The sequence below is a fragment of the Mycobacterium sp. 852002-51163_SCH5372311 genome (genome assembly GCF_001667115.1).
GTDB lineage: Bacteria > Actinomycetota > Actinomycetes > Mycobacteriales > Mycobacteriaceae > Mycobacterium.
Genome location: NZ_LZIJ01000061.1, coordinates 1 through 12,487, shown reverse-complemented (window position 1 = coordinate 12,487; position 12,487 = coordinate 1). Strand labels below are relative to the sequence as shown.

At 64.2% G+C, this 12,487-nt stretch carries 13 protein-coding genes; 7 read left to right on the top strand and 6 right to left on the bottom strand.

Features of this window, described 5'->3' with window-relative positions; genetic code table 11:
* Window positions 1-3: 3 nt before the first annotated feature.
* The gene (locus A5791_RS07665; protein ID WP_067233568.1) at window positions 4-1,179 is read left to right on the top strand and encodes an acyl-CoA dehydrogenase family protein; all 1,176 of its coding nucleotides are present in this window, start codon (window positions 4-6) and stop codon (window positions 1,177-1,179) included.
* A gap of 78 nt (window positions 1,180-1,257) precedes the next feature.
* On the opposite strand, the gene A5791_RS07660 is transcribed toward A5791_RS07665, so the two are convergent.
* The 6 genes from A5791_RS07660 to A5791_RS07635 all read right to left on the bottom strand — a co-directional run bounded on the left by A5791_RS07660 (window position 1,258) and on the right by A5791_RS07635 (window position 5,683).
* A complete protein-coding gene (locus A5791_RS07660; protein WP_067233573.1) occupies window positions 1,258-1,812 on the bottom strand; it encodes a hypothetical protein in 555 nt (184 codons plus the stop codon).
* An 89-nt stretch (window positions 1,813-1,901) separates the two neighbouring features.
* Window positions 1,902-2,780, bottom strand: coding sequence for a hypothetical protein (locus A5791_RS07655; RefSeq protein WP_067233566.1), 879 nt, complete (start codon window positions 2,778-2,780; stop codon window positions 1,902-1,904).
* 49 nt (window positions 2,781-2,829) lie between these two features.
* Window positions 2,830-3,273: a hypothetical protein gene (locus A5791_RS07650; RefSeq protein WP_082966805.1), complete on the bottom strand. Its 444-nt coding sequence runs from the start codon at window positions 3,271-3,273 to the stop codon at window positions 2,830-2,832.
* Window positions 3,274-3,350: 77 nt separating this feature from the next.
* On the bottom strand, window positions 3,351-4,715 hold the full coding sequence (locus tag A5791_RS07645) for a cytochrome P450 (RefSeq protein ID WP_067233564.1): 1,365 nt from the start codon (window positions 4,713-4,715) through the stop codon (window positions 3,351-3,353).
* A gap of 14 nt (window positions 4,716-4,729) precedes the next feature.
* Window positions 4,730-4,930 (bottom strand): ferredoxin, encoded by a 201-nt coding sequence (locus A5791_RS07640; RefSeq protein WP_067233561.1) that lies wholly within the window; start codon window positions 4,928-4,930, stop codon window positions 4,730-4,732.
* Window positions 4,931-4,981: 51 nt separating this feature from the next.
* Window positions 4,982-5,683 (bottom strand): SDR family NAD(P)-dependent oxidoreductase, encoded by a 702-nt coding sequence (locus tag A5791_RS07635; protein ID WP_067233558.1) that lies wholly within the window; start codon window positions 5,681-5,683, stop codon window positions 4,982-4,984.
* Window positions 5,684-5,988: 305 nt separating this feature from the next.
* Here A5791_RS07635 and A5791_RS07630 point away from each other — a divergent pair, with 305 nt between their 5' ends.
* The 6 genes from A5791_RS07630 to A5791_RS07605 all read left to right on the top strand — a co-directional run.
* Entirely contained in the window at window positions 5,989-7,527 is a 1,539-nt protein-coding gene (locus tag A5791_RS07630; protein ID WP_067233556.1) for an aldehyde dehydrogenase family protein, read from the top strand.
* On the top strand, window positions 7,524-8,729 hold the full coding sequence (locus A5791_RS07625; RefSeq protein ID WP_067233554.1) for a CaiB/BaiF CoA-transferase family protein: 1,206 nt from the start codon (window positions 7,524-7,526) through the stop codon (window positions 8,727-8,729). The genes A5791_RS07630 and A5791_RS07625 overlap by 4 nt, the downstream gene beginning before the upstream one ends.
* Window positions 8,730-9,040: 311 nt before the next feature.
* Window positions 9,041-9,859, top strand: coding sequence for an ABC transporter permease (locus tag A5791_RS07620; protein ID WP_067233551.1), 819 nt, complete (start codon window positions 9,041-9,043; stop codon window positions 9,857-9,859).
* Between the two features lie 13 nt (window positions 9,860-9,872).
* Window positions 9,873-10,718 (top strand): ABC transporter permease, encoded by an 846-nt coding sequence (locus tag A5791_RS07615; RefSeq protein WP_067233548.1) that lies wholly within the window; start codon window positions 9,873-9,875, stop codon window positions 10,716-10,718.
* A 133-nt stretch (window positions 10,719-10,851) separates the two neighbouring features.
* Complete coding sequence (locus A5791_RS07610) at window positions 10,852-12,015, top strand: MCE family protein (protein ID WP_231995827.1); 1,164 nt, start codon at window positions 10,852-10,854, stop codon at window positions 12,013-12,015.
* A partial coding sequence (locus A5791_RS07605; protein WP_156661059.1) for an MlaD family protein occupies window positions 12,012-12,487 on the top strand: 476 nt, incomplete at its 3' end. The genes A5791_RS07610 and A5791_RS07605, both read left to right, overlap by 4 nt.

Here is a 12,487-nt window from a genome sequence, read left to right as displayed (position 1 = left end):
ACCGTGCAGCTGACTTTTGATCCCGACGTCGAAGCGTTTCGGACGGAGTTCTCGGCCTTCCTCGACGAAAACCTGCCGTCCGCAAGCGAAACCGAGGAGCGGCCCCGGTCCGTGTCGCATATGCCGGCCTGGGCACGCCGATGGCAGCGGCTGCTGTTCGACAACGGCTGGCTGCTGCCCAGCCAGCCACCCGAGTTCGGTGGGCGCAACGCCACGGTGCTGCAGCAGTTCGTCTATCTGGAGGAACTGTGCCGGCGCCGGATCTACCACAGCCTCAACCCGCAGGGCGTGAATATCGTTGCGGCATCGTTGTTGTCGTTCGGCAGCGAGGAGCAGAAGCATCGCTGGGCGGTGCCGATCCTGCGGGCCGAGATCACCGCTTCGCTTGGCATGAGTGAACCCAGCGCCGGATCGGATCTGGCGTCGTTGCGCACCAGTGCGGTGCGAGACGGCGACCACTTCGTGGTCAACGGACAGAAGGTGTGGACCTCCGGCGCTCACGATGCCGACGTCTTGCTGACGTTCGTCCGCACCGATCCCGATGCGCCAAAACACAAGGGCATCAGCGCATTAGTGATCCCGACCGATAGCCCCGGCCTCGTGTGCCGTCCGTTCCCGTCCATCTGCTCGGCCGATGACCTGGATTTCAACGAGGTGTTCTTCACCGATGTGAAGGTTCCGGCCGAGAACCTGGTCGGTGCGCTCAACGGCGGATGGGCGGTGGCCAACGGATCCCTGGGACACGAGCGCACGATGATGTGGCTGGGCTTCGCCGATCGGCTGGACAATATGATCGCCGACTTCCGCCCGGCCACTGCGCTCGACCGCGACCACTATGCCACCGCGATCATGGACAAACTTGCTTTGCGGCTCTTGGGCTCGGTGGCGCTGGCCCGCACGGCCCGCGGCGAAGACGACGTCGCTCAACTGTCGGTACTCAAGCTGCTCGGCTCTGAAGCCGAGCGCACCGCATACGAACATGCCCTGGCCGCTGCCGGACCCGAGGGTCTCATTCACCCCGCGCTGAGTGGCCCGTATGCGCCGATGAACTTGGACCACTATTTCGCGAGCTGGTTCGAGCGTTACGCGCGCAGCTTCTCCGGCACCATCGCCGGTGGGACGTCCGAGATCCAGCGCAACATCATCGCCCAGCGCGTGCTCGGCTTGCCGCGCGGCTGAGTTCTACTGGCGAGCAGACGCAGAATCGCACAAAAGCGGTGCCTATGGTGCGATTCTGCGTCTACTCGCGGGGGAAAGTTAGACCGGGTCGAACTTGGTGATCAGCCACTTGCCGTTGACCCGCGTCATGCTCACCAGCACGCTGCTGGCCGCCATCGATGGATCGGGCCTGTCCCTGCTTGTGGTGCTCTGGTCGATGAACACCAGAACCACAGCCGAATCCGGATGCAATTCCGACACGCCGGCACCGATCACCTGAGCGGTGGTTTTCAGCGACTTCTGTTTGGCCGCCGGGGCCACGATCTGCTCGGTGAACTGGTTGTAGTACGACAGGAAATCCCCGGAAAGGTGTGTCTTGGCGTTGGCGAAGTCTTTGTCGAGCGACTCGGGTGAGTAGGACAACAACGCAACCGTTCCGTCGGACGCCGCCTTGGCCACCTCCCGCGCGACGCCGGGATCGGTCTGTTGCTTCGGCCGGTACTGCTCGAAGTACAGCCACGTCGCCGCGCCGGCAGAGAGCAGTAGCAACAGGACAAGAAGCGCGGGAACGACTTTCACCTCGCGCAGCGGGCGTGACCACTCGCGCCGGCCAGGCTCGGGAGAGCTGTCGACTTCGGCGAGCGTCTCGGTCACCGAGGCGTCGTCCTCGGCTTCAGCGACGCCGGAAACGTCCTCGTCCTCGTCCGCGATCTCCGCGGTTTCGACGTCGCGGGTTTCATCGCTCACGTTATGAAGTCCACTTTCGACATCTTGTACTGTCCGCCTTCTTCGGTCACGGTTACGCGGAGCCGCCACATGCGTAGTTCGTCCTTGGCGCCCGCAGAGTTGCTGATCCGCGACGTCGCCGAAACCAGCACGGAAGCGGAATGCTCGTCCATTGATTCGAGCGCCGCCGCGGTGACCGTTCCCTGGGTGACGACTTTGGATTGCTCGACCACCGACGTGAAATCCTTTGCCCGCTGCTGGAAGTCGTCCCTGAACTGACCGGTGGAGCTGTCGAGCACTCGCTGGACGTCTTCCTTGGCTCGGTTGAAATCCAACGAGGTCATGTTGACGATGCCCTGCCTGGCCCCCGCGACGAAGTTCGCTGCGCGTTGCTCGCGCTTGGTGGCCTCATGGTCTTGCCACGCCATGTATCCGCTGATCCCGGTAAAGGCGCAGATCAGCACAATGGCCGCCACTTTCCAGGTGGCCGACAGTGACGGCAAACGGCGTCGCCCTCCGGCCGGACCGGATTCCGGTTCGACGTCCTCGAGGGTCTCCTCGGCGGCCTCGTCATCGACTTCCTCATCGCCCTCGCCAGCCTGGGTAACCTCGGCGGCAGCCGCGACTGTGTCGTCAGGCTGGGTGGACTCCACCGTCTCGGCCTCAGTCTCGAAGGTCTCGGCGTCGGCCTCGGCGGCCTCGGGGGCTTCCGGTTTCGCCTCTGCCTCGGCCTCGGCCAGCGCTTCGCGCCGTAGCCTGGCGGCCCGGGCGCGGGCGCGCGCCGCGGCGGCGAGTGCTTCGGCCTCGGCTGCTTCGGCCTCGGCTTCTTCGAGCAAGGCCATCGCCTCGGCTTTGGATCTGACCGAATCTTCTGGCGGTTTTTCCGCCTCAGTCATTCGCGTTTACCGCCCGTCGCCATCGTCAACCACTCAACTCGGATCGCCGCTACCATCGCACGAGCGAGAAGGGGTAGGTGTCGCTGCCCCCCGGCCCGCCGCCGCACCCCGTGTCGTATGTGGAGACCACCTGACCGGCCAGTGAGACCGCGTCCCAGGTATAGACGTCGTGCGAGGGAAAGAACTGGACGACGCAGCGCACACCATCTGGCACGTCGACGGTCAGGGTGTAGGTGTTGTTGGACAGATGAGCATCTTCGGCCCACCACGCCGCCTGCCCGTTGGGTTGGGGTATCGCTTGGACGCGTAAGCAGTCCGGTGTGTGAGAAACGCATGGTCGAATCAAAAAAAGCCAGCTATGCCCGGGATCGCGATTGGTGTCCACTCTGTAGTTGCCAACCTGCATTTCCGCGTGGGCGGTGGGCGTAAGGGTCAAAGCGGCCATGGCCAACGCAAGGCCGAATGCGAATGTCTTCACCGACGCATCTCCCATCTCCGCAATGTTCCAAATATAGGGTGCGGTGGCGCTGACCAGGCCTACTCGAAAAAATCCGGGCAGTCAACGCTCGCCTAGTCGATGACCGCGGCCTCTTTACGTTCGGTGACGGGCCGGGCGAGTTCCTGCTCGTCGCAGATGCGCTGCAGCTTGTCGAGTGTCTCGTCGAGGCCGGCGCCGACGCGCGGACCGGGTGTGAACGTGGCCGGCAGCTTGCGCATGCCCTGGATGACGCCGATGGTCTCGTAGTGCACTACCCCGTCGGGGTCACAGCGGTAGTCCGGCATACGGTCGAGTACCGCGTTCAGCATGGACTTGAATACCGTGCGCGCCACGTTGGACCCGATGCAGCGGTGCACGCCGATACCGAAGCTGAAGTGCCGGTTGCCCTTACGGTCGAGGACGATCTTGTCCGGGTCGGCGAACACGGCGGGGTCGCGGTTGGCCATGGCCCATGAAATCCAAAGCCGCTCACCCTCTTTGAACTGTACGCCATCCAGTTCGACGTCGTCGGAGAAGGTTCTGCCGTCCCCGGGTGCCGGCGTGAAGTAACGCAGGAACTCTTCGGTCGCGGGGTCGAGCAGGGTATCGCGGTTTCGCCGCAGGCGCTCGCGCTCGTCGGGGTTTTCCGAAAGCCATTCCAGCGAATGGGCTGTCAGCGCAGTGGTGGTGTCGAAGCCACCGCCGATAACCAACCCGAGATTCCCCAGAATCTCCAGATCGGGAGCGGGCTCGCCGTCGATCCGCATCTGCAGCAGGGCATTCACCAGGCCGGGCCGCGGGTTCTGACGAATCTCGATCATGTTGTTGACCATGTCGAGTCCCATCTGCCGGTGCATCTCGGTGACGCGCTCGATGTCCGGCGAGTGCTCGGGCGTGTACACCGCGGCGTGGACCGGCTCGCTGTACATGTTCCACTTCTTCAGCGGGATGCCGAGCATCGCCAGAGTCAATACCGCGGGAACGATATTGGCCAGATCGTCGACGAAGTCGATGTGGCCATTTTCGATCTTCTCGTCGAGGCAGGCGCGGGTGATGTCGTCGATGAACGGCTCCCACCGCTTGACCGCCGCCGGGGACAGGTACGGGTTCAGCACGGTTCGATAGGTGCGGTGCTCGGGATCATCCATTTCCAGGATGCCGCCCCTGACGACGTTGGCCCGGCTGGCCGTAGGGATCGAAATGCCTTTGTAGCCACGGCGTTCGCCGTGGATGTCATGGTCGTTGGACACTGCCGGACACCGGGCCAGCTCGAATACTTCGTGGCTGCCGGCCGCCACCCAGTGGCCGCCGTAGGTGTCGGTCCAGGCCATCGGGCACTTGGCGTGCATCTCCTCGGTGATCGCCTTGAACTGCGATCGGTATTCCGCGGTGTGCCTGTCGAAGTGATAGCGGTGCTTCTTCCGATCGCTGTCGCTGACGATGCCGTCGACACTCAAGGTGTTGTCTCCCTTTACGTTTCGTCAGTGATGAGGATGGCCTGCTCGGGGCAGGAGTGCGCGGCTTCACGCACCTGGTCCTGTTGGTCTGGCGGGACTTGTTCGTCGACTGCCGACGAACTGCCGTCAATGTCGCTCAGCTGGAAGGAATCCGGAGCGATCATCGAGCACAAGGTGTGGCCCTGGCAGCGTTCTGGATCAACCCAGACCTTCACGGTGTCTCCTAAGGGTTTCAACTGGGCTTGCCGCTCGAAATGGTTTGGTGCTCAGGTGTTGCGTCCGCCGTTGACACCCAAGATCTGTCCGGTGATGTAGCCGGCTTCCTCGGACACCAGAAATGCGCATGCTGCGGCGATGTCTTCCGGCTTGCCCATCCGGCGTACGGGCGTCCGGGCGATGTTCTGCTCGACGTCGCCGAGGAACCCTTGCGACTCCGCGTTGCGCAGCATCGGGGTGTCGATGAATCCCGGTGGCACGGCGTTGACGGTGATGCCGCTGGGCCCGTACTCGAGTGCCAGCGATTTGGTGAGGCCGTTGACCGCGGACTTGGCCGCCACATAGTGCGCCATGTATGCCACGCCGGAATGCGTACTCGACGACGAGATGTTGACGATGCGGCCCCATCCGGCCTCCACCATGTCGGGCAGCACCGCCTGGATCATGTGGAAGACGCCGTGGAGGTTGACGTCGATGACCCGTTGCCAGTCCTCGAAGGTGATGTGGTTGAAGCGCTTGAACCCATCCAGGCCGGCGGCGTTGACGAGCACCGTGACCGGCCCCAACCGGTCGCGAATGGCCGACAGGGCGGCGTCCACCTGGGCGCGCTCGGTGACGTCGGCGGTGAAAGCCAGGTCGTCGTCGGAAGGTCTGAGATCGACGGTGGCCACGTCGAGACCGTCGGCGCGCAGCCGCCGCGCCACGGCCTGACCGATGCCGGATCCGCCACCGGTGACTACTGCGGTTTTCATGCGGTCTTCATGCTGATCATCACGTCTGCAACACCCAAACCCCTGGGGCGACCGGCGGCGTCTCCGCTGGAAAGAACCACCCTTACATTTATGAGAACCTTACTCTCACGCTGAAGGGGCTTGCAAGGCGACCATGAAACCGCTCGCAGCCTGCAAAGAAAGTGCCGTTAACTCGACAGCTGTCAGATTGCAGCGCAGGTCAAGGGACCCATCCCCTTCCTGAGAATTTCTTGAATTCTCGAGAGTCGAATGTAAGATTCGCCGATGAGGAGAATCAAATTTTCGTGACCGCAGCGGGGGGTTGAATGGCATCGCAGGACGCGGGTTCGACCATCGTGGACGCGCCCGCAGCCGATGCGGCCCCCGTTTCCGCCGACGGCGCGCCCGCCCACCGGCTGTTGATCGACGGCCGGCTCGTAGCCACCGATCGGACTTTTCCGTCGACCAATCCCGCTACCGGCGAGGTCTTGGGATACGCGCCGGATGCCGGCGCGGAGGAGGTAGCGCAGGCGATTGCGGCGGCCCGTCGTGCTTTCGATACGACCAGTTGGTCAACCGATGTCGGGTTGCGCATCCGCTGCCTCGATCAGTTGCATCGGGCGCTGGTCGGTCACGCCGACGAGTTGCGTGAGTTGACCATCGCCGAAGTGGGTGCCACGCGCACACTGACCCACGGCGCACAGCTCGACGAGCCGATCGGCATCGTGCGGTTCTACGCCGACCTGCTGGGCCGCTATCAGTTCTCCGAGGACCTGGGTGAGACGGAGTCGCGCGGTATGCGGCATCGCCGCTGGGTGGAAAAGGAAGCCGCCGGCGTGGTGGGGGCCATCATCGCCTACAACTATCCGAACCAGCTCGCGCTGGCCAAGCTGGCGCCGGCGCTGGCCGCCGGATGCACCGTGGTGCTCAAGGGGGCCCCGGACACGCCGCTCGTCACGCTGGCGCTGGGCGAGCTGATCGCCAACCACACCGAGATCCCGGACGGCGTCGTCAACGTTTTGAGTTCGTCGGACCCCGGCGTCGGAGCAACCCTGACCATGAGTCCTGACGTCGACGCCATCACTTTCACCGGCTCGACGGCGGTCGGCCGGCGGATCATGGCCGACGCCAGCCACACCGTCAAGCGCGTCTTTCTGGAGCTGGGCGGCAAGTCGGCGGTGATCATGCTCGACGACGCTGACTTCGCGGCCGCGAGCATGTTCGCGCCCTTCAGCATGGTCACCCACGCCGGTCAGGGATGCGCGCTCACCTCGCGCCTGCTGGTGCCCAGGCGGCACCACGACGAAATCGTCGACCTGATAGCGCGGAACTTCGCCAAGGTGCGCCACGGCGACCCGGCCGATCCGAAGACGTTCATGGGACCGCTGATCAACGAGCGCCAGCGGGACAAGGTGGACGGCATGGTCCAGCGGGCCATCGGCGCGGGGGCGACCCTGGTCACCGGCGGCAAGCGGTTGGATCCCGGCTACTTTTATGCGCCGACCCTGCTCACCGACGTCGATCCCGACAGTGAGATCGCTCAGGACGAAGTCTTCGGGCCGGTGCTCGTGGTCATCGAGTTCGAAGATGACGACGACGCCGTGCGCATCGCCAACAACTCGATCTACGGACTGGCCGGCGCGGTTTTCAGCCGTGACCAGGACCGGGCGCTCGCGGTGGCGCGCCGGATCCGGACGGGCTCGTTTTCCATCAACGGCGGCAACTACTTCGGGGCGGACAGCCCGTTCGGCGGTTTCAAGCAGTCCGGTGTCGGCCGCGAGATGGGCGTCGCCGGCCTCGAGGAGTTCCTGGAGCGCAAAACGTTTGCGGTCCCGACCGGTCCGGCTTCCGGTGGTCGCGCGTGAAGCCGCTCGAGGGCATCCGCGTACTGGAAGTCGCCATGTACGGCTTCGTCCCGTCGGCGGGCGCCGTGCTGGCCGAATGGGGCGCCGACGTGGTGAAGGTCGAGCACGCGGTGACCGGCGACCCTCAGCGCGGGCTGCGCCAGACCGGCATGCTGCGCGTCGAAGGCGACCCCAATCCCAACATCGAGCACGCCAACCGCGGCAAGCGCAGCATCGGACTGGACATGTCTGTGCCGCAGGGCAAGGAGGTGCTCTACGAGCTGGCCCGCCGCTCCGATGTGTTCCTGACCAGCTTCCTGCCCGACGCCCGGGAAAAGTTCGGTATCGACGTCGACGACATTCGGGCGGTCAACCCGGCGATCATCTACGCGCGCGGCAGCGCCCTGGGTCCCCGCGGCGCAGAGTCCGTCAAGGGCGGCTATGACATGACGGCTTTCTGGTGCCGGGCCGGAACCGCCGCCACCATCACGCCGGCCGGGATGCCGGGCATGATCGCCCCGCCGGGACCCGCGTACGGCGACACAATCTCCGGCACCAATCTCGCGGGTGGCATAGCGGCGGCATTGCTCAAGCGGGAGCGCACCGGCGAGCCGTCCGTTGTCGACGTGTCGCTGCTGGGCAGCGGACTCTGGTCGCTGGGCCACACGGTGGCGCTGACGAGGCATTTGGGTCAGCGACTGGAAGCGCCGCCGCCCGGCATCCATGGGTCACCCATCAATCCGTTGGTGGGCGTGTACGCGACGTCCGATGGCCGCTACATCTCCCTGGTGATGATGCAGCCCACCAAGTTCTGGGCCGACGTCTGTCGGCACATCGATCGGCCGGAACTGGCCGACGATCCCCGGTTTGCCACCGTCGACAAGATCGCCGCCAATACCGCAGATGCCGTGGAGATCTTGACCAAAGTCATTGCTACCCGCACGCTTGCCGAGTGGAGCGAACGCTTTGCGACGCTCGCGGGTCCCTGGGCGCCGGTGCAGGACACCCTGCAAGTGGCAGACGACACGCAGATCCGGGCGAATGAATACTTGGTGCGCGCAGGCGAACTCGAGCTGGTCGCCAACCCCGTCCAGTTCGATGTCACCGCCCCGCAGACCGGTCCGGCCCCCGGCTTCGCCGAGCAAACCGACGACATACTCATGGAACTCGGGCTCGACTGGGACCGCATCATCGAACTCAAGACGGCCGGTGCCGTCACCTAGGACCGGAGTTGTTTGAGATGTTCACGCGGAATGCCCATTCAGTGGCACAGGACTCGGGCGGGACGGCTATGGTCTGCGACAGTAACGGTTATGCGGTTTCGGCACCGCCCGCCCGCGCCATGAGTCATAATCGCCGCACGCTGCAAGACGTGGGGGCGTGGCCGGCCTGCATTGCCTCGGAGCGCCGACTCACGCGAAAGAACGGAGGACCGGCGTGAGGATGGGAGCCGGTTTGGCGCACAACAGAGTTGGTGTGCGCGCGTTGAATTGCGGACCCTTGCCCGCCACTGTCCGGGAAGGATCTCGAACCGGTGGCGACTAAAGGAGCCGACCGCTGGTCGTCGGGACTGCCGGCGTTGAAATTCAAATGGGACCTATCGGGGCCCATGCAGGCGGTCGGGGGCCTGTTTGCGATGTCAGCGGACGCGATCAAGTTCGCGTTCCGCCGGCCGTTTCAAATGCGCGAGTTTTTGGAACAGTCATGGTTTGTCGCGCGAGTCTCGCTGGCCCCCACGTTGTTGGTAGCCATCCCGTTTACCGTCCTGGTCAGCTTCACGCTCAACATTCTCCTGCGCGAGCTGGGAGCAGCCGACCTGTCCGGCGCGGGCGCCGCGTTCGGTGCGGTCACCCAGGTCGGGCCGCTGGTGACGGTTCTGATCGTGGCGGGCGCGGGTGCCACGGCAATGTGCGCGGACCTTGGATCGCGAACGATCCGCGAGGAAATCGACGCGATGGAAGTGCTGGGCATCAACCCGGTGCAGCGCTTGGTCACGCCTCGCATGCTGGCTTCAGGGCTGGTGGCCATGCTGCTCAACAGCCTGGTGTGCATCATCGGCATCCTGGGCGGCTACGCCTTCTCGGTGTTTGTGCAAGACGTCAATCCCGGCGCGTTCGCCGCGGGTATCACCTTGCTCACCGGGGTGCCCGAGGTGATCATTTCCTGCGTCAAGGCACTGCTTTTCGGCCTCATCGCCGGATTGGTCGCCTGCTATCGCGGCCTGATAATCAGCGGCGGGGGAGCGAAGGCCGTCGGTAACGCGGTGAACGAAACCGTGGTCTACGCATTCATGTCCCTGTTCGTCGTCAACGTGGTCGTCACCGCGGTCGGCATCAAGATGACGGCGAAGTGACGGGGAAGACGCAATGACGCTTCGAGCCGCGTATCCCAGGCTTTTCCGCCAACTCGAGCGGCCGGTCGGCACCTTCAACCGGATCGGCGACCACACGATTTTTTATGGCAAGTCGCTTGCCGGGATTCCGTTCGCCGCGGTGCATTACCGGCGCGAAGTCATTCGATTGATCGCTGAGATCAGCATGGGCGCAGGCACTTTGGCGATGATCGGCGGCACCGTCGTGATCGTCGGCTTCCTGACCTTGGCCGCGGGTGGCACGCTGGCCGTTCAGGGCTACAGCTCGCTGGGCAACATCGGGATCGAGGCGCTCACCGGCTTTCTGGCGGCGTTCATCAACGTGCGTATCTCGGCCCCGGTCGTCGCAGGGATCGGTTTGGCGGCCACCTTCGGCGCAGGGGTGACCGCTCAGCTGGGTGCCATGCGGATCAACGAAGAGATCGACGCGCTGGAAAGCATGGCGATTCGCCCGATTTCGTATCTGGTGAGCACCAGGATCTTGGCTGGAATGCTCGCGATCACGCCGTTGTACAGCATCGCCGTGATCCTGTCGTTCGTCGCCAGCCAGTTCACCACGACGGTCTTGTTCGGGCAGTCGAGCGGCTTGTACGACCACTACTTCAACACGTTTCTGAACCCGATCGACTTGTTGTGGTCGTTCCTGCAAGCCGTCCTCATGGCGCTGACCATATTGCTGATACACACCTACTACGGCTATTTCGCTACTGGCGGGCCATCCGGTGTCGGCAACGCGACGGGAAACGCGGTGCGGACCTCGCTCATCGTCGTGGTGTCCGTAACGCTGCTGGTTTCGCTGTCGATTTACGGCAGCAACGGCAACTTCAACCTGTCGGGATAGGAGAGATGGGAACAGAAGAGTGACGGGAAATCTCGGGCCGGGTCCCATCCACCGGTCCGAAACCACCAGTGCGGCAGGGCCGGTCGGCGCCAGGACGGGCCATCACTTCGGCGCGCGATCCTACGTCCGCCCGCTGGCGGGCCTCGCGACAGTCGCGGTGGTCGTCGCGATCTTCGCGCTGTCGGTGGGCCTGTTCCAAGGTAGCTTCACCCCCTCCGTGCCGGTGACCGTGTTGTCGCCGCGCGCCGGTCTGGTGATGAACCCGGACGCCAAGGTGAAGATGCGCGGCGTGCAGGTGGGCAAGGTCGACTCGATCGAATCGCTGCCGAACGGCCAGGCCGCTCTGCACTTGGCGATGGACCCGTCGCAATTGAAATTCATTCCGGCCAACGTGCTTGCCGAGATCACGTCGTCGACGGTCTTCGGTGCCAAGTTCGTTGAGCTCGTGCCACCCGACCAACCCTCAGCCCAGCGCCTGCACGCCGGCCAGGAGCTGCGGGGCGAGCACGTCATGGTCGAGATCAATACGGTGTTCCAGCAACTGGTTTCGGTGCTGGCCCAGATCGACCCGCCGAAGCTCAACGAGACACTGGGCGCGCTGGCGAAGGCGTTCAGTGGCCGGGGCGCACAGCTCGGCCAATCGCTGAGCGACTTGGATTCCTTTCTGGCCGAACTGGAACCGAGCCTGCCCGCACTGCGACATGACCTAGCGGTCTTACCCGCGGTGTCCAACGCCTATGCCGACGCGGCGCCAGACCTGGTGAAGACTGCAGCCAACGCGACCCGGGTCAGCCAGACGATCGTCGACGAGCAACACAACCTGGATGCATTGCTGATCAGCGCGATCGGCTTGGCCGACATCGGCAACGACGTCTTGTCGACAAACCGCCAAGCGCTGACGAATGTGCTGCATTTGTTGGTGCCGACCACCGATCTGACCAGCGAATACCACGAGGTGTTCACTTGCAGTTTCGGCGGTCTTATACAAATAGCGCATGGTCCGCCGTTGTCGGAGCCGAGCATCAACATATCGGCGAGTCTCACGTGGGGCGGCGAACGTTATCGGTATCCGACGAACTTGCCGAAGGTTGCCGCGACGGGCGGCCCGCATTGCCTGGGGCTGCCGAGGCTCCCGTTCAACACGAATCCGCCGCAACTGATTACCGATATCGGTGCCAACCCGGTGGGGTACGGAAACCCACAGCTGCTGATCAACTCCGATCTGCTCAAACAGCTGTTGTACGGGCCGATCGCCGGCCCACCGCGCAACTCCGCTCAGATCGGACAACCGGGATGAGGACGCGCGCGACGTTGATCAAGTTCGCGATCTTCGCGGTCGTGATGGTGATGATGACCGCCTTTCTGTTCTTCATCTTCGGCCAGTACCGGACGGGTGCGACGACTAAGTATTCGGCGGTGTTCGCCGACGTGTCGCGTCTCAAAACCGGGCAGTCGGTGCGGGTCGCCGGGATCCGGGTGGGTACGGTCAACGGCGTCTCGCTGCGGCCGGACAAAAAAGTCGTGGTGAAGTTCGACGCCGACCGCAACATCGTCCTCACCGAGGGCACCCGGGCGGCAGTTCGCTACCTCAACCTGGTGGGCGATCGCTACCTCGAACTCATCGACGGTCCGGGCTCGACCAGGCGTCTGTCGGCCGGCGCTCAGATTCCCGTCGACCGCACGGCGCCGGCACTTGACCTCGATCTGCTGCTCGGCGGACTGAAACCCGTTGTCCAGGGCCTGAATGCGCAGGATGTCAACGCGCTGAC

Excerpts from the sequence above, each read along its gene's own strand:
- A5791_RS07630 (WP_067233556.1), top strand. The coding sequence starts at position 5,989 with ATGGCATCGCAGGACGCGGGTTCGACCATCGTGGACGCGCCCGCAGCC.
- A5791_RS07615 (WP_067233548.1), top strand. The coding sequence starts at position 9,873 with ATGACGCTTCGAGCCGCGTATCCCAGGCTTTTCCGCCAACTCGAGCGG.
- A5791_RS07635 (WP_067233558.1), bottom strand. The coding sequence starts at position 5,683 with ATGAAAACCGCAGTAGTCACCGGTGGCGGATCCGGCATCGGTCAGGCC.
- A5791_RS07655 (WP_067233566.1), bottom strand. The coding sequence starts at position 2,780 with ATGACTGAGGCGGAAAAACCGCCAGAAGATTCGGTCAGATCCAAAGCC.
- A5791_RS07650 (WP_082966805.1), bottom strand. The coding sequence starts at position 3,273 with ATGGGAGATGCGTCGGTGAAGACATTCGCATTCGGCCTTGCGTTGGCC.